This window comes from Amycolatopsis sp. NPDC004772 (assembly GCF_053601215.1).
This window is the reverse complement of sequence record NZ_JBSGBK010000074.1, coordinates 1-19,494: the sequence shown is the minus strand read 5'-3', so window position 1 is coordinate 19,494 and position 19,494 is coordinate 1. Positions and strand designations below refer to the sequence as shown.

24 protein-coding genes are annotated in these 19,494 nt (G+C 72.4%); 13 read left to right on the top strand and 11 right to left on the bottom strand.

Features of this window, described 5'->3' with window-relative positions; genetic code table 11:
• Window positions 1–118 precede the first annotated feature (118 nt).
• Genes ACWEF6_RS32720 through ACWEF6_RS32710 form a run of 3 tightly spaced genes read right to left on the bottom strand, consistent with a single transcriptional unit; the run spans window position 119 to window position 2,289 of the window.
• Entirely contained in the window at window positions 119–1,342 is a 1,224-nt protein-coding gene (locus ACWEF6_RS32720; RefSeq protein ID WP_449686464.1) for an RNA polymerase sigma factor, read from the bottom strand.
• Complete coding sequence (locus tag ACWEF6_RS32715; protein ID WP_449686463.1) at window positions 1,339–1,662, bottom strand: YciI family protein; 324 nt, start codon at window positions 1,660–1,662, stop codon at window positions 1,339–1,341. The genes ACWEF6_RS32720 and ACWEF6_RS32715 overlap by 4 nt, the downstream gene beginning before the upstream one ends.
• Window positions 1,663–1,689: 27 nt before the next feature.
• Entirely contained in the window at window positions 1,690–2,289 is a 600-nt protein-coding gene (locus ACWEF6_RS32710; protein WP_449686462.1) for a dihydrofolate reductase family protein, read from the bottom strand.
• A gap of 180 nt (window positions 2,290–2,469) precedes the next feature.
• Between ACWEF6_RS32710 and ACWEF6_RS32705 the strand changes: the two genes are divergently transcribed.
• Complete coding sequence (locus ACWEF6_RS32705) at window positions 2,470–2,853, top strand: hypothetical protein (protein WP_449686461.1); 384 nt, start codon at window positions 2,470–2,472, stop codon at window positions 2,851–2,853.
• 47 nt (window positions 2,854–2,900) lie between these two features.
• A complete protein-coding gene (locus ACWEF6_RS32700; RefSeq protein WP_449686460.1) occupies window positions 2,901–3,362 on the top strand; it encodes a phage tail protein in 462 nt (153 codons plus the stop codon).
• A 3-nt stretch (window positions 3,363–3,365) separates the two neighbouring features.
• Here ACWEF6_RS32700 and ACWEF6_RS32695 read toward each other — a convergent pair whose 3' ends face one another.
• Genes ACWEF6_RS32695 through ACWEF6_RS32685 form a run of 3 tightly spaced genes read right to left on the bottom strand, consistent with a single transcriptional unit; the run spans window position 3,366 to window position 5,202 of the window.
• Window positions 3,366–4,232, bottom strand: a complete 867-nt coding sequence (locus ACWEF6_RS32695; protein ID WP_449686459.1) for an aminoglycoside phosphotransferase family protein — start codon at window positions 4,230–4,232, stop codon at window positions 3,366–3,368.
• Window positions 4,233–4,288: 56 nt separating this feature from the next.
• Window positions 4,289–4,510, bottom strand: coding sequence for a translation initiation factor IF-1 (gene infA / locus ACWEF6_RS32690; protein WP_310971250.1), 222 nt, complete (start codon window positions 4,508–4,510; stop codon window positions 4,289–4,291).
• Window positions 4,510–5,202, bottom strand: a complete 693-nt coding sequence (locus ACWEF6_RS32685) for a GNAT family N-acetyltransferase (protein ID WP_449686458.1) — start codon at window positions 5,200–5,202, stop codon at window positions 4,510–4,512. Before ACWEF6_RS32685 ends, infA begins: the two co-directional genes overlap by 1 nt.
• A gap of 250 nt (window positions 5,203–5,452) precedes the next feature.
• On the opposite strand from ACWEF6_RS32685, the gene ACWEF6_RS32680 reads away from it, so the two are divergent.
• Both ACWEF6_RS32680 and ACWEF6_RS32675 read left to right on the top strand, forming a co-directional pair.
• On the top strand, window positions 5,453–6,079 hold the full coding sequence (locus tag ACWEF6_RS32680) for a glyoxalase (RefSeq protein WP_449686457.1): 627 nt from the start codon (window positions 5,453–5,455) through the stop codon (window positions 6,077–6,079).
• A 70-nt stretch (window positions 6,080–6,149) separates the two neighbouring features.
• Window positions 6,150–6,941, top strand: a complete 792-nt coding sequence (locus ACWEF6_RS32675; protein ID WP_449686456.1) for an Fpg/Nei family DNA glycosylase — start codon at window positions 6,150–6,152, stop codon at window positions 6,939–6,941.
• Here ACWEF6_RS32675 and ACWEF6_RS32670 read toward each other — a convergent pair.
• On the bottom strand, window positions 6,938–7,390 hold the full coding sequence (locus ACWEF6_RS32670; protein ID WP_449686455.1) for a DinB family protein: 453 nt from the start codon (window positions 7,388–7,390) through the stop codon (window positions 6,938–6,940). The two genes, ACWEF6_RS32675 and ACWEF6_RS32670, sit on opposite strands and share 4 nt — an antisense overlap.
• Before the next feature lie 75 nt (window positions 7,391–7,465).
• On the opposite strand from ACWEF6_RS32670, the gene ACWEF6_RS32665 reads away from it, so the two are divergent.
• On the top strand, window positions 7,466–8,260 hold the full coding sequence (locus ACWEF6_RS32665; RefSeq protein WP_449686454.1) for a PIG-L family deacetylase: 795 nt from the start codon (window positions 7,466–7,468) through the stop codon (window positions 8,258–8,260).
• A gap of 309 nt (window positions 8,261–8,569) precedes the next feature.
• On the opposite strand, the gene ACWEF6_RS32660 is transcribed toward ACWEF6_RS32665, so the two are convergent.
• The gene (locus ACWEF6_RS32660; RefSeq protein WP_449686453.1) at window positions 8,570–8,968 is read right to left on the bottom strand and encodes a RidA family protein; all 399 of its coding nucleotides are present in this window, start codon (window positions 8,966–8,968) and stop codon (window positions 8,570–8,572) included.
• Window positions 8,969–9,014: 46 nt separating this feature from the next.
• On the opposite strand from ACWEF6_RS32660, the gene mtnA reads away from it, so the two are divergent.
• On the top strand, window positions 9,015–10,004 hold the full coding sequence (mtnA, locus tag ACWEF6_RS32655) for an S-methyl-5-thioribose-1-phosphate isomerase (protein WP_449686452.1): 990 nt from the start codon (window positions 9,015–9,017) through the stop codon (window positions 10,002–10,004).
• On the opposite strand, the gene ACWEF6_RS32650 is transcribed toward mtnA, so the two are convergent.
• Together ACWEF6_RS32650 and ACWEF6_RS32645 are read right to left on the bottom strand one after the other, a co-directional pair.
• Window positions 9,961–10,176: a ferredoxin gene (locus ACWEF6_RS32650; protein ID WP_208630229.1), complete on the bottom strand. Its 216-nt coding sequence runs from the start codon at window positions 10,174–10,176 to the stop codon at window positions 9,961–9,963. The two genes, mtnA and ACWEF6_RS32650, sit on opposite strands and share 44 nt — an antisense overlap.
• Before the next feature lie 2 nt (window positions 10,177–10,178).
• The gene (locus tag ACWEF6_RS32645; protein ID WP_449686451.1) at window positions 10,179–11,369 is read right to left on the bottom strand and encodes a cytochrome P450; all 1,191 of its coding nucleotides are present in this window, start codon (window positions 11,367–11,369) and stop codon (window positions 10,179–10,181) included.
• 117 nt (window positions 11,370–11,486) lie between these two features.
• Here ACWEF6_RS32645 and ACWEF6_RS32640 point away from each other — a divergent pair, with 117 nt between their 5' ends.
• The 4 genes from ACWEF6_RS32640 to ACWEF6_RS32625 are packed head-to-tail and all read left to right on the top strand — an operon-like array spanning window position 11,487 to window position 14,004.
• On the top strand, window positions 11,487–11,996 hold the full coding sequence (locus tag ACWEF6_RS32640) for a PadR family transcriptional regulator (protein WP_449686449.1): 510 nt from the start codon (window positions 11,487–11,489) through the stop codon (window positions 11,994–11,996).
• Window positions 11,993–13,198: a cytochrome P450 gene (locus ACWEF6_RS32635; protein ID WP_449686448.1), complete on the top strand. Its 1,206-nt coding sequence runs from the start codon at window positions 11,993–11,995 to the stop codon at window positions 13,196–13,198. Before ACWEF6_RS32640 ends, ACWEF6_RS32635 begins: the two co-directional genes overlap by 4 nt.
• 4 nt (window positions 13,199–13,202) lie before the next feature.
• A complete protein-coding gene (locus ACWEF6_RS32630; RefSeq protein WP_449686447.1) occupies window positions 13,203–13,400 on the top strand; it encodes a ferredoxin in 198 nt (65 codons plus the stop codon).
• 43 nt (window positions 13,401–13,443) lie between these two features.
• A complete protein-coding gene (locus ACWEF6_RS32625) occupies window positions 13,444–14,004 on the top strand; it encodes a TetR family transcriptional regulator (protein WP_449686446.1) in 561 nt (186 codons plus the stop codon).
• On the opposite strand, the gene ACWEF6_RS32620 is transcribed toward ACWEF6_RS32625, so the two are convergent.
• Window positions 14,005–16,740, bottom strand: coding sequence for an FAD-binding and (Fe-S)-binding domain-containing protein (locus tag ACWEF6_RS32620; RefSeq protein WP_449686445.1), 2,736 nt, complete (start codon window positions 16,738–16,740; stop codon window positions 14,005–14,007).
• Between the two features lie 84 nt (window positions 16,741–16,824).
• Between ACWEF6_RS32620 and ACWEF6_RS32615 the strand changes: the two genes are divergently transcribed.
• Genes ACWEF6_RS32615 through ACWEF6_RS32605 form a run of 3 tightly spaced genes read left to right on the top strand, consistent with a single transcriptional unit; the run spans window position 16,825 to window position 19,467 of the window.
• The gene (locus tag ACWEF6_RS32615) at window positions 16,825–17,964 is read left to right on the top strand and encodes a GAF domain-containing protein (RefSeq protein ID WP_449686444.1); all 1,140 of its coding nucleotides are present in this window, start codon (window positions 16,825–16,827) and stop codon (window positions 17,962–17,964) included.
• Window positions 17,961–18,584 carry a response regulator gene (locus ACWEF6_RS32610; RefSeq protein ID WP_449686443.1) on the top strand — a complete coding sequence of 208 codons (624 nt, stop codon included), beginning with the start codon at window positions 17,961–17,963 and terminating at the stop codon, window positions 18,582–18,584. Before ACWEF6_RS32615 ends, ACWEF6_RS32610 begins: the two co-directional genes overlap by 4 nt.
• A gap of 16 nt (window positions 18,585–18,600) precedes the next feature.
• Window positions 18,601–19,467 (top strand): PHP domain-containing protein, encoded by an 867-nt coding sequence (locus tag ACWEF6_RS32605; RefSeq protein WP_449686483.1) that lies wholly within the window; start codon window positions 18,601–18,603, stop codon window positions 19,465–19,467.
• The last annotated feature ends 27 nt before the right edge of the window (window positions 19,468–19,494 follow it).

Below are 19,494 nucleotides of genomic sequence, written 5' to 3'. Positions count from 1 at the left end.
CCTCCTCGACCGGCGACGCCGGTCTCCCTTGCCGCGGACAGTAGCCGAAGCACCGCGCGAGTTGTGCTGCGGCGAGGGCGATCCACACGAATAGCCGAGCAGTCGCGTCCACTGTGGACTAACTCAGCCGGTCCCGGCGGCGCTTCAGGGACGCGACCTCGGCCGTGTTGCCCGCCAGCTCGATCGCCTTGTCGTACGCCGCCCGGGCCTCGGCCCCGCGGGACAGCCGGCGCAGCAGGTCGGCGCGGGTCGCGTGGTAGGCGTGGTAGCCGGCCAGCTGGTCCTCGAGCCGGCCGACGGCCGCCAGGGCCACCTCCGGGCCGTCGAGTTCGGCGACCGCGATCGCCCGGTTGAGGGCGACGACCGGCGAGGCGTCGACCCGGACCAGCTGGTCGTAGAGGGCGACGACCTGCGACCAGTCGGTGTCGCGGATATCGCGGGCCGACGTGTGCACGGCGTTGATCGCCGCGAGGATCTGGTAGCGGCCCGGCGCCACCCCGGCGGCGAGGCGTTCGCGCACCAGCCGGTGCCCCTCGGCGATCAGCGCGCGGTCCCAGACGCCGCGGTCCTGCTCGTCGAGGGCCACCAGTTCGCCCGCCGCGACGCGGGCCGGGCGGCGGGCCTCGATGAGCAGCATCAGCGCCAGCAGCCCGGTCACCTCGCCGTCGTCCGGCAGGAGCGCGTGGACCAGGCGGGTGAGCCGGATCGCCTCGGTGGTCAGCTCGTGCCGGACCGGGTCGGTGCCGGGGCCGGTCGCCAGGTAGCCCTCGTTGAAGACGAGGTAGAGGACGGTGAGCACGCTCGACACGCGGGCCGGGAGGTCCTCGGCGGACGGTACGCGGTACGGGATGCGGGCGGCCTTGATCTTGGCCTTGGCCCGGGTGATCCGCTGCTCCAAAGTGGACTCCCGGACCAGGAAGGCGCGGGCGATCTCGGGCACGGTCAGGCCGCCGACCAGGCGCAGCGTCAGGGCCACCCGGGCCTGCGTCGCCAGGGCCGGGTGGCAGCAGGTGAAAACCAGTCGCAGCCGGTCGTCGCCGATGGCACCGGCGGGCGCGGGCGGGGTGTCGTCGTGCAGCATCCGGGCCTCCTCGTGCTTGTCGTCGCGCTTGTTCTCGCGCCGGATCCGGTCGATCGCCTTCCGGACGGCGGTGGTGGTCAGCCAGGCCCCGGGGTTCGGCGGCACGCCGTCGCCCGGCCACCGCTCGACGGCGGTCGCGAACGCCTCGGCGGCCGCCTCCTCGGCGACGTCGAGGTCCCCGAACCGCCGGGTCAGGGCGGCCACCACCCGGGCCCACTCTTCGTGGTGGGCCCGGGTCACCGCTTCCCCGGCGCCGCTCACCGGAACGGCCGCACTTCGATCTTCCGGTCGCACACCTTCGACGCCTCGGCGGCGAGCGTGAGCGCGACGTCGAGGTCGGGGACGTCCCACACCCAGAAGCCGGCGAGGTACTCCTTCGACTCGACGAACGGCCCGTCGGTGAGCACGGCCTGCTCACCCCGGTTGTCGACGACCGTGGCCGCGTCGGTGTCCGCGAGCCCGCCGGCGAAGACCCAGTGGCCGTCGGCGATCAGCCGGTCGTTGAACTCGCTGATGAAGGGCTGCCGGTCGGTGCTGCCGGGCTCGACCTTGTCGTCGATGACGGAGACCAGATACTGCATACAGAATCCTTTCTCGGGGGAAGAAGCTCAAGCCGTCGCGTAGCGCGGCCGCCCGGCCGGCCGGTGGACCTGGATGGTCACGCCCTTCGCGTCGACCCGCGACTCGACCAGGTCGAGCGCGAGGTCCGGGCCGGTTTCCGGGAACAGCCGGGTGCCCTGGCCGAGGACCACCGGGACGACGAGCAGCGTCAGCTCGTCGACCAGACCGTACGCCAGCAGCCACCGGACCAGGGTGCCACTGCCGTGCACCTGCAGTTCGCCGCCGGGCCGGGCCTTCAGCTCGGCGACGGCGCTCGCGAGGTCACCGGCGAGCACGGTCGTCCCGGTCCAGTGCGCCTCGGTGAGCGTGCCCGAGGCGACGTACTTGGGGGCGGCGTTCAGGGCCACACCGATGGGGTGCGTGCTCGGCCCCCACGCGCCGGCGAACAGCTCGTAGGTGCGGCGCCCGAAGAGGAAGGCGTCGGCGCGCTGGTAGGTCTCGGTGATGAAGGCCCGGGTTTCGTCGTCCCCGGCCCCGAGGGCCCAGCCGCCCCGGTCGAACCCGTTCCGGCGGTCTTCGTCGGACGCGCCGCCGTTGCCCTGCACGACTCCGTCGAGGGTGATCTGGGTGATGGTCGTCAGCTTCATGGCCGGGGTTCCTTCCGTTCGCGGGTGGCTTCACCCCTGCTACGAACGCCGCCCACGGAATCCGACAACCCGGCGCGGAATTTTTTGCGAGCGGTTTCGAACCTGTTCGAAACACCGGTCCGGGCCGGTCCGGCCGTGGCACGGTGGCGCTTCGCCCACCCACGCTCGGAGGAGAAACCGATGAACCGACGGAAGGCGCTCTCGCTCGTGACCGTCCCCTTGGCCCTGGCCGGGCTGGTCTTCGCTCCCGGCCCGGCCGCTTCGGCGACGGTGCTCGCGTGCAACGACCACTTCCACACGATCAACGGCGCGGACCCCAACGGGCACTGGCCGCCCTACGGCGAGGCGGTGACGACGTCCTACTGCTACGACATCAACGTCAAGATGACCGAGACGGTCAGCGTCTCCACGTGCTTCCTGCCCTCGAGCGGCGGCATCTCCTGCAACAGCCGTCGCACGGTGTACGCCGGCACCTGGGGACTCGCGGCCACCGACGTCAAGGACGGCACCCGGTTCTACCTGAGCTTCAGCAAGCAAGGCGTGTACGGGCGGGCGTCCTACTGACCGGGCGCCTACGCTGGGTCCGAACCGGACACACGCGGAGGATCGCCATGCCCCACACCGTGGACTTCGACACCGTATCGACCGCCGGCCTGGAGTCGTCACCGGTGGCGGACGCGCTGGCCGGGCTGCGGGCGAACGAGGCCCGGTACTTCAAGAACAAGTACGGCCACGTCTTCACCGTCGAACCCGCGAGCGAAGCCCGGGAGGCCGTCGACCTGGTGCACCGCATCCTCGAGGAAGAGCGCGGCATCGTCATCGCCTCGCCCCCGCTCGAGGCCACCGCCTTCCAGGTCGAGAACGTCCGCTGGACCTACGTCTTCTACGAAAACGGCCTGTCGGTCAACGTCCTGTACACCGTGGACGACGGCGGTAAGCGGGCCGTCGGGTTCAAGCTCTCCGAGGGCATGGACGTGCCCGAGGAGCTGTCCTCCTTCAAGTTCGCCCGTCAGAAGTCCAAGCTGGCCGGCACCATCCGCGGCTCCTACTTCGTCATCAAGAACGAGTACTGACCCTCACCCGGCGAGGGCCTCGGTGATCTGGCGGGTCGTCTGCGCCGCGGCACGCGGGTTGACGGCCGCGTACGTGATGTAGGCGTTCAGGCCGGTCGCCAGGGCCCAGCCGCGGCCGCGGGTCCACGTCGCCTCGTCCACGCCGAGCGCGGTGCGGAACGTCGCCCGCGTCTCGGCCGACAGGAGCGTGAAGGCGATCATCAGATCGCACGCCGGGTCGCCGACGCCGAGCTCGCCGAAGTCGATGACCGCGCTGAGGCGGCCACCGGTCGTCAGCAGGTTGCCCGTGTGGAAGTCGCCGTGGCACCAGACCGGCGGACCGGACCGGGCGGGGGCCGCGAGGGCGGCGTCCCACAGGCCGGTCAGCGCCGGGCCGTCGAACGCGGCGCCGACCCGGCCGATGGCGGCCCGGGTCGCGGTGTCCCGGGTGGCCAGCGGCCGGGCGGCGCCGTCCGCGGGTTCGGCGTCGAACCGGTGGAGCGCGGTCAGGAACCCGGCCAGCTCGGCGGCGGCCTCGTGCGAGCCCGACAGCGCTTCGACCGTGGCCACCTCGCCGTCCAGCCAGCGCGACACCGCCCACGGCCACGGGTAGCCGAAGTCCGGTTCGCCCACCGCCACCGGCACGGGGATGGCCAGCGGCAGGTGCGGGGCCAGCCGCGGCAGCCACTCGGCTTCCTTCTCCGCCTGCTTGATCGCGCCGGCGTGGCGGGGCAGCCGGACCGACAGCTCCGCGCCGAGCCGGTAGATGACGTGGTCCGAGCCGGCCGGGGTGAACCGGGTCAGCGGCAGCCCGGCCCAGCGCGGGAACTGCGTGTCGACCAGCCGCCGCGCCAGTGCACCGTCGATGGCCGGGTTCGCTTGCGTCGTCAAGGAAACTCCTCCGGGGAAGCCGTCGCCGGGCCCGCGGACCCGGCGACGGCGTCGTACTAGGTCCGGTAGCGGAACAGGATCCGCCCGCGGTTCAGGTCATAGGGGCTCAGCTCGACCAGGACCCGGTCGAACGGCAGGATCTTGATGAAGTTCTTCCGGATCTTCCCGCTGATGTGCGCGAGCACCTTGTGCCCGTTCTCCAGCTCCACCCGGAACGTCGCGTTGCGCAGGCACTCGACGACCGTGCCCTCGACTTCGATGCCGGCGGTGTTCCCCATCAGCGCAGCACCAGCTCGACGTTGCCGCCCACCTGGCGGGCGCCGGCGCCCTCGAACAACGCGAGCGCCGCCGGGTTCGCTTCGTTCACCTCGGCCGTGGCCGCCGGGATTCCCTTGTGGTGCAACGCGTCCAGCACGTGGACCAGCAGGGCGCGGCCGATCCCGGACCGCTGCCGGTCCGCGCGGACCGCGAGCAGGCCGATCCGCGGCTGCCGCGTCACCGCCGCCAGCCGGAGCAGGCCGACGTACCCGTCCTCGGCCGCGGCCACCGTGTACTTCGTGAGGTCCAGCGGCGGGGCCATGACCTCGGCGGGCATCTCCTGCCAGCCGATCGTGGCCTCGACCTCGGCGCGGATCGTCGTCTCCAGCGAGCGCACCAGGTCCGGATCGGACGGCGGCCGGATCGTCACGCCCGGCGGCGGGGAAGCCGTGCCCGCGGCCGCCGGGAGCACGTACTCCCGCTCACGCCGCCGCGGCGTGAACCCGACGGATTCCCAGCGGGCCCGGAGATCGGTGTCGGTTTCGTCGACCACGGTGTGGAGCGGTCTGGGGAGAGCGGGCAGCATGTCGGCCGCGAGCAGCGCGAAGTCCGCGTCGGTCCACGTGTCGATGCTGAGGAAGAGGCGGCCGTCCGGTCGCCGGGACACTTCCCCGCGGCCGGCCACGTCCGGCCGTTCGTGCAGATGGTTCATGGTGTCGCCTTTCGGGAGTACCGGTTCCAGGTGCTCCCGGCGACAGCTAGGCCGGCCCGCCCGTGACGACGAGGGGGAGCACCCACAACGTTGCAGCGTTCACGGGTCTCACCTCCCAGGGCCGGGTCACGGACGGCGGAAAGCTATCAGACGGCCGCGCACCCCGCCCACTCCTTTTCCGCGAGCGGCCGCGCAGACCGGTCAGGAATCGAGAAGCGCCGGTCAGCGGCCCGGACCTAGCGTTACCGGCATGACGAACATCGAAACCATCACCCTCGAAGTTGCCGACACCGCCGCCGCCGAGCGCTTCTACGCCGAGGCCTTCGGGCTCACCACCCAGCTGCGGTTCCGGGTCGCGGACGCGCCGAGCGACGGCTTCCGCGGCTTCACCCTCTCCCTCACCGTGCCGCAGCCCGCGGACGTCGACTCCCTGATCGGGACCGCCCTAGCGGCCGGCGCCACGACCATCAAGCCGGCCACCAAGTCCATGTGGGGCTACGGCGGCACGGTCCGGGCGCCGGACGGGACGATCTGGAAGCTCGCGACCTCGGCCAAGAAGAACACCGGCCCCGCCACCCGCACGATCGACGCCATCGTGCTCCTGCTCGGCGTGGGCGATGTGGCCGCGAGCAAGAAGTTCTACGTCGGCCAGGGCATGACCGTCGGCAAGAGCTTCGGCAAGGTGTACGTCGAGTTCGACGCCGGCGAGAGCCCCGTCAAGCTGGCCCTGTACCGCCGCAAGGCGCTGGCCAAGGACGCCGGTGTGGCCCCCGAGGGCAGCGGCTCGCACCGGATCGCGGTCGGCGGCGCGGCCGCGGCGTTCACCGACCCGGACGGGTTCGCCTGGGAGGCCACCGCTCCCGCGAGCCTCTCCTGATCACCCGCTCGCCGGCTCGGGCGGCCGCCTGGCGCGGCGCGACCGGCGTCCCTGACGCAGACTGGATCGCGTGCCCGAACTCCCCGAAGTGGAACTCGCCCGGCAGGTCCTCGCCGGTGCCCTCGACCGGAAGATCCGCTCGGTCGACGACCACGACGACTGGGTCTGCCGCCCGCACGCCCCCGGCGACATCGCGACGGCGTTGCGCGGCGGCCGGCTGGTGGCCGCGCACCGGCGGGGCAAGACGCTCTGGTGCGAAACGGAAAGCCGGGACGGGCGGCCCGGGCCGAACCTCGGGCTGCACCTCGGGATGGCCGGGCAGCTGCGGTTCGCGGGCCGCAGCGGGCCACCCGGGCGGGCCCGCGACCGGGTGGAGAAACCCGAGTGGTTCCGGTTCGGGATCACTTTCGCCGACGGCGAACAATTGCGCCTGTTCGACACGCGGCGGCTCAGCCGGGTGCGGCTCGACCCGGACCTCGACGCGCTCGGCCCGGACGCCGGGGAGGCGTCGCGGCGCGAGTTCGTCGAGCGCGTCGGCCGCGGGCGGGCGCCGCTGAAGGCGCGGCTGCTGGACCAGTCGGTGGTCGCGGGGATCGGCAACCTGCTGGCCGACGAAACCCTGTGGCAGGCGGCGTTGTCCCCGGCCCGGCCGGTGAACGAGCTGACCGGCGACGACCTCGCGAACCTGCACAAAGCGCTGCGGAAGGCGTTGCGCGCGGCGATCCGCCACGGCGGCGTGCACACGGGCGAGGTCATCGGCCACCGCCGGGCGGGCGACCACTGCCCGCGCTGCGGCGCGGAGATGCACCACGGGACGGTCGGCGGCCGGTCGACGTGGTGGTGCTCGAAGGAGCAGGCCTAGCGGGGGCCGAGGCCGGTGCGGCCGTCGAGCAGTTCCCGGACCACGTCGAGGTGGCCGGCGTGCCGGGCGGTTTCCTCGATGACGTGCAGCACCACCGCGCGCAGATCGGTGATTTCGGCACCGAACGGGCCGGGGTGGCGGCCGCGCGGCGTCGCGGACAACGGCGTCGCGGCGAAGATCTCGTCGGATCGGCGGCATTGGTCGCGGTAGGAGGCGAAGACGGCTTCCGGGTTCTGCGGCACCGGCTCGCGGGGTGCCGTCGACCCGGTGACGACCTCCTGGAACCAGTGGTGTTCCGCGTCCCCGAGGTGTTCCACCATGCCCAGCGGGGTCCAGCCGGACGGGAGCACCGCCGTCGTCAGGGCTTCCTCGCCGAGGCCGTCGAGGATGGCCAGGACGCTTTCGCGCTGGGCCCTCAGGAACGCCAGCAGCGTCGTCTTCTCGCTCACGGTCGCGGACCATAGCGGGCGGGAGCGCATCCTGGCGGGCGGTTTTTGTCGGGGGTACCCGGTAACGTCGCGGACATGGCAACCCTGGTCACCTTCCACGCCCACCCGGACGACGAGTGCCTCCGCACCGCGGGCGTCATGCGCAAAGCCGTCGAAGACGGGCACCGGGTCGTGCTCGTCGTCGCCACCAAGGGCGAGGTCGGCGAGGTCCCCGACGGTTTCCTGGCCGAGGGCGAGAAACTGGAGGACAGGCGCGTCCAGGAGTCGTACGCGGCGGCGGAGATCCTCGGCGTCGAGCGCGTCGAGTTCCTCGGCTACCGCGACTCGGGGATGATGGGCGAGCCGACGAACGACGACCCGGCGTGCTTCTGGCGCGCCGACGTCGAAAAGGCAGCCGAGCAGCTCGCGGCGATCCTGCGCGAGGAGTCGGCCGACGTCCTGACGGTGTACGACGACAACGGCGACTACGGCCACCCGGACCACATCCAGGTCCACCGGGTCGGCCTCCGCGCGGCGGAGCTGGCGGGCACTTCGCGCGTCTTCCAGGCGACGTTCAACAGGGAGTTCATGCAGCGAGGCTTCGAAGCGGCGGTGGCGGCCGGCCAGATCCCCCCGGAGGCGGCCCCGAAGCCCCCGGAGAACGTGGAGTTCGGCAAGCCGGAGGCCGAGATCACGGCGGCGGTGGACGTGTCGAAGTACGCCCCGGTCAAGAGGGCGGCGATGCGCGCGCACCCGAGCCAGATCAGCGAGGACATGTTCATGCTGGCCATGCCGGACGACGCCTTCACGTTCGCCTTCGGCACGGAGTGGTTCATCCGCCGGGGCCAGGGCCCGGGAATCACCGAAACCGACCTGATGGCCGGCCTCTGACCCACCCACCCCGCTCCGCTCCCGGGGCGCAGGTGGGCCGGTCAGCCGGTGCCGTGTCGCCCTCCAATCACGCGAGATCGCTCTTCAATCACGCGACATCGCTCCCCAATCACGCGAGACCCGGCCCGGAACACGCGACATCGGTCGCCAATCACGCGAGTCGTCCGCCCAGGTACGCGTGTCGTCCGTTCCGGTACACCGGACTCGCGTGATCAGGAACGCAACTCGCGTGATCAGGAACGCAACTCGCGTGATCAGGAACGCGACTCGCGTGATTGGGCGGGTATCTCGCGTGAGGGGGCGGGCTTGTCAGGTGAGGGCGGCGGTCACGTCCAGCTCGACCAGCTGTCCCGGGTAGCCCAGCTGGGCGACCCCCAGCAGGGTGCTCGCCGAGGTGAAGGCGGCCGCGATCGGTGAGGACGTCAGGCGGGTCCAGACCGAGGTCAGCGCCGCGCGGTCCTCCGTTACCACGTAAATCACCGTGCGGACCACGTCGGCCGGGGAGGCGCCCGCGCACTCCAAGGCCGTCGCCGTGTTGGCCGCTACCTGGTCCACCTGGGCAAGAAGGTCGTCCGATACCAGGGCGCCGTCCGCGGTCAGGGGGCACTGGCCCGCCAAGTACACCGTGCGGGGCGCCGAGGTCACCGTCACGTGGTGGTAGCCCGGTGGTGTGTGCAAGCCCGGCGGGTTCTGCCGTTCAATGGTCACCGACCCATCTTCACCGGCCGGGCAACCGAAAAACCGAGGAGGGCTCGTGCGCAGGACCATCGACTGGGCCGACGGCGCCATCGTCATCATCGACCAGACCGCGCTGCCCACCGAATTCCGGCTGCTCGAGCTCCGGACCGTCGACGAACTCGTCGACGCCGTCCAGCGGCTCGCCGTCCGGGGTGCTCCCGCGCTCGGCGCCGCCGGGGCGCTCGGCGTGGCCCTCTCCGCCCATCAGCACCGCGACCACCACCACGGCGACGTCCACCGAGACGCCGAGCGCATCGCGCACGCACGCCCCACCGCCGTCAACCTCGCTTGGGGTGTCGAACGGGCCCTCGCACACCTGAAAAACGGACCGGAGGCCGTCCTCCAAGAAGCCCGGGCCCTGCTCGACGAAGACGAACAGCTCAACAAGGCAGCCTCGCACCACGCCGCCGAGATCGTGCTCGCCGAGTGCCCGCGGCGCCCCCTGCGGCTGCTCACCCACTGCAACGCCGGACACCTCGCCACCGTCGGCTGGGGCAGCGCCCTGGGCGTCGTCTGGCACCTGCACGCCCGCGGGCTCGTCGAAGAAGTCCTCGTCGACGAGACGCGCCCGCTGCTCCAAGGCGCCCGGCTGACCGCCTGGGAGCTCGCCCAGGCGAACGTCCCCTACCGCGTCCAGCCCGACTCGGCCGCCGCGGCCGCGATGGCTCGCGGGCTGGTCGACTGCGTGCTCGTCGGCGCCGACCGGATCGCCGCGAACGGGGACGTCGCCAACAAGATCGGCACCTACGGCCTCGCCATCGCCGCGAAGCACCACGGCATCCCGTTCGTCGTGGTCGCCCCCTCGTCCACAGTGGACAGCAAGCTCGCGGACGGCACGGGCATCGCCATCGAGGAACGCGACGCCCGCGAGCTGACCGAACACACCACGCAGGTCTTCAACCCCGCCTTCGACGTCACCCCGTTCGACCTCGTCACCGCCGTGGTCACCGAGCAGGGCAGCTTCAGGGGCGCGGACCGATCTCCCGGCCCCCGTCGGTCACCGTGATGGCCATCGCCGGGCACGAGTCCGCCACGTCCAGCACCGTCTCGTCGGCCTCCACCGACGGCGTCACCGGGTGGGCCACCGCGCCGTCGAGGCTGAACACCTCCGGCATCAGGGCCGCGCACATCCCCGACCCGATGCAGGTGTGTTCGTCGACCTTCACGTCCCAGCTCATCATCACCATCCGATCGGCATCGACCGCGGTCCGCGGACGAGCATCTGCGTCTTCCACACGATATCGCCGGCGAGGTGCAACCCCGGCATCTCGGTGACCAACGCGCGCAGCGCCTCCTGCAGCTCCAGCCGGGCCAGCGGCGCGCCCAGGCAGTGGTGGACGCCGTGGCCGAAGCCCAGGTGGTGGTTCTCCGGGCGGTCGAAGTTCAGCTTCTCCGCGTCGCCGAACTGCAGCGCGTCGCGGTTGGCCGCGCCGATCGCCACCAGCACTGGTTCACCCGCCCGGACCAGCACGCCGCCGACCGACACGTCTTCGGTGGCGTAGCGCGCGAATCCCGCGCCGGCACCCAGCGGCACGAACCGCAGCAGCTCCTCGACGGCCGCCGGGATCAGGTCCGGGTCAGCGCACAGCCGCTCCCACTGCGAGGGCTGGTCCAGCAGCGCGTAGACGAAGTTCGGGATCTGGCTCGCGGTCGTCTCGTGCCCGGCGACGAGGATGCCGACGCACAGGTCGACGAGCTCCAGCTCGGTCAACCGGTCGCGGACGTCGCGGGCCTCGATCAGCGCCGTCATCAGGTCGTCCTGCGGCCGTTCCCGGTGGTCGGCGATCAGGCCGCGCATGTAGTCGCGCAGCTCTTCGCGGTTGCGCTCGAACTCCTCCGGCGTCAGCCCGCTCGTGGACAGCGCCGCGTCGCTCCACACGCGGAACTTCGGCCGGTCGGCGACCGGGACGCCGAGCAGCTCGCAGATCACCGCGACCGGGATCGGCAACGCGTAGGCGTCGACGAGGTCGGCGGGCGCGCCGGCCGCCTTCATCTCCGCGATCAGTTCGGACGCCAACGAGGCGACGCGCGGCCGCAGCAGCTCGACGCGGCGCATGGTGAACGCCTTCGCGACCAGCGTCCGCAGGCGCGTGTGGTCGGGCGGGTCCATCTGCAGGATGCCGCCGTCCCGCACGACCGGCGAACGGCGCGGAGCGTCCTTCTCCTTCTCCATCGCCCGCGAGAACCGGCGATCGCCCAGCACCAGCCGGGCGTCGGCGTACCGGGTGGCCAGCCACGCCGGCTCGCCGTAGGTCATCTTCACCCGGACCATGCCCTCGGCGTCCCGGGCGGCCGCGTAGGCCTCGTTCAGGTCGAGCCCGGCCTCCTCGTTGAACGGGTACGCGAGCGGTTCGGTGTGGGTGGCGGTCATGCGGGAACCCCCGTGCTCCAGGTTTGTAAGCAGCTGCTTACAACGCTACACAGTTTCTCTCCACCTGTCACGATCCGCCATTGCCCGGTCACCGAACCCTAGGTTACGGTGACCTAGGTGTGGATCGAGATCCTGCTGCTGTCCAAGCTGGCCGTCGAGCCGATGCACGGCTACGAACTGCGCAAGGCGGTGGAGGCCTCGACCGGCCACACCTTGTCGAACAATTCGCTCTACCCGACCCTGCGGCGCTTCGTCGACGCGGGCGCGGTGAGCCGCAGCGCCGAGGAGCAGGAGGCCAAACCGCCGCGGCACGTCTACACGATCACCGAAGTCGGGCGGGAACTGCTGCACGACCTGCTCGCGGACTTCCCGGCCGACCTGGCGCTCAACGAACCGGAGTTCCTGGCCCGCGTCGGGAACTTCGCCTGGCTGCGCCCGCACGAACGGGCGCGGGTGCTCGCCATCCGCAGGACCGCACTGATCGCCGAACAGGCGCGGCTCACCGGGCTCGCCGCCGGGCAGGCCGACCCGTGGAGCCGGGCCGCGCTGCACCACGTGCTCGGGAAGTTCGACGCCGAGCTCCGCTGGCTCGCCGAGCTCACCACCGATCCGAGGGAAGACGCATGACCACCACCGAAGAGACGCCCCGCCTCCCCTTCGCCCGCGCGGACGCGCTCGCCATCGCCCCGGACTACGCCGTCCTCCGCCGGCAGGCGCCGATCAGCCGGGTGCTCACCCCGGCCGGCGATCCCGCCTGGCTGGTGACGTCCTACGAGGAGGCCAAGGAGGTCTTCCGCGACCGCCGCTTCGGCCGCTCGCACCCGGCGCCGGAACAGGCGTCGCGCATTTCCTACGCCGCGGTGCAGGACGGCCCGAGGGGCGACTTCGAGAACGAGGAGCGCGAGCACAAGCGGATGCGCCGGATGCTGGCGCCCGCTTTCTCCGCGCCCCGCATGCGCGCCCTCGGCGACCGCATCGCGGAGCTGACCGACCGCTGCCTGGACGAGATGGAAGCCGCGCGCGACGCCGGGCCCGTCGACCTGACCGACTTCCTCGCCTTCCCCCTGCCGGTGCTGGTGATCTGCGAGCTGCTCGGCGTCCCGTACGCCGACCGCGGGCACTTCCGCGGCCTGTCGGAGCGGATCGCGGTGATGGACGGCGGCGCGGACGCCCAGGCGGCCATGGCGGAATTCATGGCGTACATGACGGAACTGGCCGGCACGAAGCGCGCGGACCCGCAGCCCGACGTCATCTCCGACCTGGTCGCGTTCCAGGCCGAAGACCCGACCTTCACCGACGAAGACCTCGCCCGGCTGGGCGCCGGACTGCTGTTCGCCGGGCACGAGACGACGTCGACGCGCATCGCGATGGGCACGCTCTTCCTGCTCAGCGACACCGCCCGCCGCGACCGCTTCGCCGCCGATCCCGAGGGCCAGGTCAACCAGACGGTCGAGGAAATCCTGCGGCTGACCGCGACCAGCGGCACCGGCCTGCTCCGCTACGCGCACGAAGACGTCGAGATCGCCGGGACGCGGATCATGCGCGGCGACGCCGTGCTCATCTCCAGCGACGCGGCCAACCGGGACGCCTCGGTGTTCGCCGACCCGGACGGCTTCGACCCGGACCGGACGCCGAACGTGCATCTCGCCTTCGGCACCGGCGCCCACGTCTGCATCGGCGCCAACCTCGCCCGCACCGAGCTGCGCACGGTGTTCCCCAAGCTGTTCCGCCGCTTCCCCGGCCTACGGCTCGCCGTCGGGATCGACGAGATCCCGGTGCGCACCAACCGCGTGGCCGGCGGCGTCGAGCGCGTTCCCGTGGAGTGGTGAGCCGATGAAGATCACCGTCGACACCGGAAGCTGCGTCTCGTCCGGCCAGTGCGTTCTGCTCGCGCCGGAGACGTTCGACCAGAACGAGGACGACGGCACGGTCGTCCTCCTCGCCGAGGAACCGCCGTCCGGCGAGGAGGACGCGGTCCGGCAGGCCGAACTGACTTGTCCGGCCGCCGCGATCCGCCTGTCCGGCAGCTAGGGGCTGTCGCGCCCGCGTCCGGTTTGCCGGTTAGCCTGCTTCGATGACGGAACAGGCCGGCCGCAGGCGGGACGCGGCCGCGACGCGGCTGGCGTTGCTCGACGCCGCCGAAAAGCTGTTCGCCGAACGCGGGTTCGACCGGACGACCGTGCGGGACATCGCCAAGCTGGCCGGGGCGAACCAGTCGCTGCTGTTCCGCTACTTCGGCAGCAAAGAAGCGCTGTTCGAGGCGGTCATCGCCCGGTCGGGGCGGGAGCAGCTCGCCGCCACTCCGCCCGAGCGGCTCTTCAGCACGTCCTTGCGCAGCATGCTGGAACCCGGGCGGCAGAACCGGGCGCTGGAGACCTACCTGCGCTCGTCGGGCAGCGACGGCGTCGCGGCCGCCATCCGGCAGGAGGTCGGCCGCGAGTACGCCGAGGTGCTCGCGACCCTGACCGACGCCCCGGACGCCGAACTGCGCGCCGACCTCGCGCTCGCCTGGCTGATGGGGATAGCGCTGGTCCGCGAGGTCACCGGGAAGGAACCCCTGGCGGGCGCCGATCCCGAGGACATCTGCCGGCTCGTCCTCACCGGTGTCAAGACGCTGCTCGAACGCAGCGAATAGTCACGGCAGCGCCCGCCGCAGCAGCTCCGCGAGGTGCACCGGTGCCCGCCCGGACTCCTGGGCGATCTGTGTCCGGCAACTGAAGCCGTCCGACACCACCACCGTGTCCGGGGCGGCCGCGCGGATCGCGGGCAGCATCCGGTCCTCCGCCACCGCCTTCGAGACGTCGTAGTGGCCGCGCTCGAAGCCGAAGTTGCCCGCCAGGCCGCAACAACCCGAGTCCAACGTCGTGTTGCGCACGCCCGCGGCCTTCAGCGCGGACTCGTCGGCACCGAAGCCGAGGACCGCGTGCTGGTGGCAGTGGACCTGCGTGATCGCGTCGACGTCGAGGGCCGCGAACGGGATCGGCGCCCGCTCCAGCAGTTCGGCGAACGTGAACGTCCGGGACGCCAGCAGCGAAGCACGCGCGTCGCCCGGCATCAGCGCGGGCAGGTCGCCGCGGAACAACGCCGTGCAGCTCGGTTCCAGGCCCGCCACCTCGTAGCCGTCCTCCAGGTAGGGCGCCAGCACGGACAACGTCCGGTCCAGGACGCGGCGTGCGACGCCGAGCTGGCCCGTCGACACCCACGTCAGTCCACAACAGACTCCGCGATCCGGGAGGACGACGTCGTACCCCGCCGCGGTGAGCACCTCGTAGGCGGCCTCCAGCACCGACGGCGTCAGGTAGTTGTTGAACGAGTCCGGCCACAGCACGACCCGGCGCTCCCCTGACGCCCGCCGCCGGAGATCCGCGCGCGAGGACGTGAACGGCGAAGCCGCGAAGGAAGGCAGCGAACGTTCCGGCGCGATCCCGCCGAGCCGTTTCACCAAGCCCGACAACCGGGACCGGCCCACGAGATTGGCCAGGCGCGGGGCGCGCGCGCTGAGCCGCAGCCACAGCGGCAGCCAGCCCATCGAGTAGTGCGACGCCGGACGCAGCCGCCGCCGGTAGTGCTGGTGCAGGAACTCGGCCTTGTACGTCGCCATGTCGACGTCGACCGGGCAGTCCGAGAGACACCCCTTGCAGGACAGGCACAAATCGAGAGCGTCACGGACTTCCTCCGAGCGCCAGCCGTCCTTGATGACCTCGCCGTTGAGCATCTCGGCGAGCAGGTGGGCCCGGCCGCGCGTCGAGTGCTGTTCTTCGCGAGTGGCCCGGTAGCTCGGGCACATCACGCCGCCCCCGCTGGTGTTGCGGCACTTCCCCACGCCGACGCAGCGCCGCATCGCCTGGCCGAAGTTCCCGCGGTCCTCCGGGTAGCCGAGGAAGACACTGTCCTCGAAGGACTTCGACGTCGACCGCACCCGCAGGTCGGCGTCGATCGGCCGCGGCGCGACCAGGATGCCGGGGTTCATCCGCCCGGCCGGGTCGAAGATCGCCTTGAACCGCGCGAAGACGTCCAGCATCTCCGGGCTGTACATCCGGGACAGCAGTTCGGAGCGCGCCTGGCCGTCGCCGTGCTCGCCGGACAGCGAGCCGCCGTGCGCGGCGACGAGGTCCGCCGCCTCCTCCAGGAACCGCCGGAAGTCCGCGACCCCAGACGCGGACAGCAGGTCGAAGTCCAGCCGCAGGTGCAGGCAGCCTTCGCCGTAGTGCCCGTAGACGACGCTGCGGCGGCCGTGCGCCCGCATCAAGGACTTGAACTCGCGCAGGTAGGCGCCGAGCCGCTCGGGCGGGACGGCGGCGTCCTCCCAGCCGGGCCAGGCCTCCGAGCCGTCGGCGAGCCGCGTCGCCAGCCCGGCACCTTCCTCGCGGATGCGCCACAACCGGCGTTGCGCGGCCGGGTCGTCGAGGATCGCGAACCCCGTCAGGTCGAGCGACGCAGCGAGGGAACGGGCCCGCGCCGCCGGGTCGTCCCCGGCCAGCTCGACGAACAGCCACGCCCCGCCCGGCGGCAGGTCACCCGCCCGGCCGGGCAGCATCGCGACCAGCTCGGCGTCCACGCCTTCGACGGTCAGCGGCGACCACGGCAGGATCGACGGCACCGCGTCCGCCGCCGCGATGTCGGACGGGAAGCCGAGCACCGCGAGCACCCGCTCGCGCGGCAACTCGGCGAGCGAAACCGTCGCTTCGAGGATGGTCACGCAGGTGCCTTCCGAGCCGACGAGGGCCTTGGCGACGTCGAAGCCGTTCTCCGGCAACAGGTGTTCGAGCCCGTAGCCGGACACGCGGCGCGGCCACGTCGAAAGTTCCCGGCGCAGCAGCGCCAGGTTGTCGCGCACCAGCGCGCGCAACTCGTCGAAGATCCGGCCTTCGGCAGGTTCGCCCGGGCCTGCCCGCAGCCGCGTGCCGTCGTAGAGCAAGACGTCCAGGGAGCGGACGACGTCGACCGTGCGCCCCCAGGCCACCGAGTGCGAGCCGCACGCGTTGTTGCCGATCATCCCGCCGAGCGTGCAGCGGCTGTGCGTCGACGGGTCCGGGCCGAACCGCAGGCCGTGCGGGGCCGCGACCGCCTGCAGGTCGTCGAGCACTGTTCCCGGCAGCACGCGCGCCAGCCGCGTCGACGGGTCCAGCGAAAGCACCCCGCCGAGGTGGCGCGAGGTGTCGATCACCAGGCCGGGCCCGCACGCGTTCCCGGCGACGCTGGTGCCGCCGCCGCGGGCGATCACCGGCAGGTCGCGATCGCGCGCGGCCGCGACCGCCGCGACGACGTCGTCGACGGTCCGCGGCAGCACCACCCCGCGCGGCACGTGGCGGTAGTTGGACGCGTCGGTCGTGTACAGCGCGAGTGTGGCCGCGTCGGTGAGGATCTCCACACCCCCATTCAAGTCGACCGGAGGCCGCCGTACCTCTCCAGCCGGGTATGTCCGGAACCACACTTGGTGTGCCATCGTGATCGGGTGACGGCAAAGGAGCACGTCGCCGAGTACAGCGCGGTGCTGGGCGAGCTGCTGCGCGAGCGCGAAAAGCTGCTCGGCACGCTCGACCGGGTCGCCGCGCTGCACGGGACCGCGCGCCTGATCCGGGAGACGGTCGGGGCGAAGGCCGGGTTCGTCGGCGAGCTCACCGAGCCGGGGCTGGCCGTGATCCGGTGGATGTCCGGCAACCGCACCGACGCCCTGCAGGACCTCGAGGTGTCGACGGGCCAGGGCGTCGGCGGGCGGGTGCTGGCGCTGGGCCGCCCGGTCCGCGTCACCGACTACGTCAGCGCGCCGACGATCACCCATCACTTCGACGCCCAGGTCCGCGGCGAGGGCCTGGCCGCGCTGCTCGCCGTCCCGATCGTCGCGCGCGGCGAGACCGTCGCCATCGCCTACGCGGCCATGCGGGAGCCCGCCGACTTCGGTGACGACGCCGTCCGGCGGATGGAGGAGGTCGCCTGCCAGGCCGGTGCGGCGCTGCACCTGGCGAAGGTGGCCGAGACCGACCGCACGGCCGCAGTGGCCGGCGAGCGCCTGCGCATGCAGAGCGCCCTGCACGACTCGGTCGGCGCGCTGCTGTTCTCCATCGGCGTCCAGGTGCGCGACCTGCACGAGGACTTCCACGGGAACCCCGGCCTGGAAGCGCGGCTGCGGCGGCTGGAGGGCGACGTCTCCGCGGCGGCGGGCGCGTTGCGGGAGTCCCTGCTGGCCCTGTCGGAGTCCAGCCCGGAGCGGGCGCTGCCGGTCGAGCTGGCCGAGCACTGCCGCTCGTTCCAGGCCCGCTGCGGCGTCCCGGCCCGGTTCGTGCAGCTCGCCGCGGTGCCGCCGCTGGACGCCGAACGCACCGCGCTGCTGGTCGCCGCGGTCCGCGAGGGGCTGCTCAACGTCGAGAAGCACGCCGGGGCGTCCTCGGTGATCGTCAGCCTGCTGCCCAGCGACGACGGCGTCCAGGTGGTCGTCGCGGACGACGGCACCGGCACCGACCCGGTGCCCGGTACCGGCATGGGCCTGCGGACGCTCGCCGGGCGCGCGCTGCGGCTCGGCGGGCGGGTCAGCCTGGTCCGCGACGACGACGACGGCTGCACCCTGCGCGCGTGGGTGCCGCTGGTGCGGCCGTGACCCCCGCCAGCGTCTTCGTCGTCGACGACCACCCGGTGGTCCGCGACGGCGTGACGCTGCTGCTGCGCTCGGACCCGTGCCTGAACGTGATCGGCTCGGCGGAGTCCGGGCGGCTGGCGATCGAGCGGGTGGCGTCGCTGGCCCCGGACCTGATCCTGCTCGACCTGCGGCTGCCGGACATGCTCGCGCCCGAGGTCGTCACCGAGCTGCGGCGGGTGCACCCCGAGGGCAGGATCGTGGTCTTCACCGCGCACGGCGACCACCAGGGCGTGCTGGCCGCGCTGGAGTCCGGCGCGCACGGCTGCCTGCTCAAGGACGCGGCGGGCGCGCAGCTGGTGACCGAGCTGCGCCGGGTGCTGCGCGGCGAGCGCGTCGTCGACCCGCGGATCCTCCCCGACGCCGGGCAGCGGTCGGACGCGCTGGCCCGCAGCGGCCTGACCCGCCGCGAGTACGAGGTGCTGCGGCTGGCCGCGCAGGGCCAGACGAACCCGGAGATCGCGGAGTCGACGGGCCTGGCGCGGAACACGGTGAAGACGTACCTGCAGTCGGCGCTGCACAAGCTGGGCGCGCGCAACCGCGTCGAAGCGATCGGGAAGGCCAGCGAAGCCGGGCTGCTGTGAGATCCTCGGCCGGGTGATGATCGACCTGCACGCGCACAGCACGGCCTCCGACGGGACGACACCACCGGCGGAGCTCCCGCGGCTGGCCGCCGAAGCCGGGCTGGCGGTGCTCGCCCTCACCGACCACGACACCTTCGCGGGCCTGGCCGAGGCTTCCGCGGCCGCCGCCGGCGTCGAGCTCGTCCCCGGGGTCGAGATCTCGTGCCGCCTGGACGAGTTCGAGGTGCACCTGCTCGGCCTCTTCGTCGACCCGTCCTCCGCGCCGCTGGCGACCGAGCTGGAGCTGATCCGCACCGACCGCGTCCGCCGCGGGGTCCGGATGGTCGAGCGCTGCCGGGAACTCGGGGCGCCGATCACCCTGGCGCAGGTCGAGGCGATCGCCGCGGGTGCGCCGCTGGGCCGTCCGCACATCGCGGCGGCGCTGGCCGCGGCGGGCATCACCGACGCCTTCACGTCCGACTGGATCGCCGACGGCGGGCGGGCGGACGTCCCCAAGCACGTCCTGTCCACTGTGGACGCGATCGCGCTGGTCCGCGCGGCCGGCGGCGTGGCGGTGCTCGCCCACCCCCGCTCGGTCAAGCGGCGTGCTTCGGTGTCGGACGCCCAGCTGGGCGCGCTCGCCGCCGCGGGACTCGCCGGGATCGAGGCCGACCACCCGGAGCAGCCGCCGGACGTCCGCGACCGGCTCCGGGAAGTGGCCGCCGACCTGGGGTTGCTCGCCACCGGGTCGAGCGACTTCCACGGCGACCGCAAGCCGGTCCGCCTCGGCGAGTGCACGACCTCGCCCGACGTCTTCGCCGCACTCCGCTCCCGCCGGTGGGGGTGGGGTGGTGGGGGGTGGGGGGGGCCGGTCCTGAGACACAGACAAAGCCGGGCGCGGTGAGTGGTTTTTACGGCCCGGAGTGCATAT

Coding starts and splice junctions, on each gene's coding strand:
- ACWEF6_RS32625 (WP_449686446.1), top strand. CDS start 13,444: ATGACGGAACAGGCCGGCCGCAGGCGGGACGCGGCCGCGACGCGGCTG.
- ACWEF6_RS32665 (WP_449686454.1), top strand. CDS start 7,466: ATGGCAACCCTGGTCACCTTCCACGCCCACCCGGACGACGAGTGCCTC.
- ACWEF6_RS32645 (WP_449686451.1), bottom strand. CDS start 11,369: ATGACCGCCACCCACACCGAACCGCTCGCGTACCCGTTCAACGAGGAG.
- ACWEF6_RS32685 (WP_449686458.1), bottom strand. CDS start 5,202: ATGAACCATCTGCACGAACGGCCGGACGTGGCCGGCCGCGGGGAAGTG.
- ACWEF6_RS32630 (WP_449686447.1), top strand. CDS start 13,203: ATGAAGATCACCGTCGACACCGGAAGCTGCGTCTCGTCCGGCCAGTGC.
- infA (WP_310971250.1), bottom strand. CDS start 4,510: ATGGGGAACACCGCCGGCATCGAAGTCGAGGGCACGGTCGTCGAGTGC.
- ACWEF6_RS32715 (WP_449686463.1), bottom strand. CDS start 1,662: ATGCAGTATCTGGTCTCCGTCATCGACGACAAGGTCGAGCCCGGCAGC.
- ACWEF6_RS32680 (WP_449686457.1), top strand. CDS start 5,453: ATGACGAACATCGAAACCATCACCCTCGAAGTTGCCGACACCGCCGCC.
- ACWEF6_RS32700 (WP_449686460.1), top strand. CDS start 2,901: ATGCCCCACACCGTGGACTTCGACACCGTATCGACCGCCGGCCTGGAG.
- ACWEF6_RS32710 (WP_449686462.1), bottom strand. CDS start 2,289: ATGAAGCTGACGACCATCACCCAGATCACCCTCGACGGAGTCGTGCAG.
- ACWEF6_RS32605 (WP_449686483.1), top strand. CDS start 18,601: ATGATCGACCTGCACGCGCACAGCACGGCCTCCGACGGGACGACACCA.
- ACWEF6_RS32635 (WP_449686448.1), top strand. CDS start 11,993: ATGACCACCACCGAAGAGACGCCCCGCCTCCCCTTCGCCCGCGCGGAC.
- ACWEF6_RS32705 (WP_449686461.1), top strand. CDS start 2,470: ATGAACCGACGGAAGGCGCTCTCGCTCGTGACCGTCCCCTTGGCCCTG.
- ACWEF6_RS32650 (WP_208630229.1), bottom strand. CDS start 10,176: ATGAGCTGGGACGTGAAGGTCGACGAACACACCTGCATCGGGTCGGGG.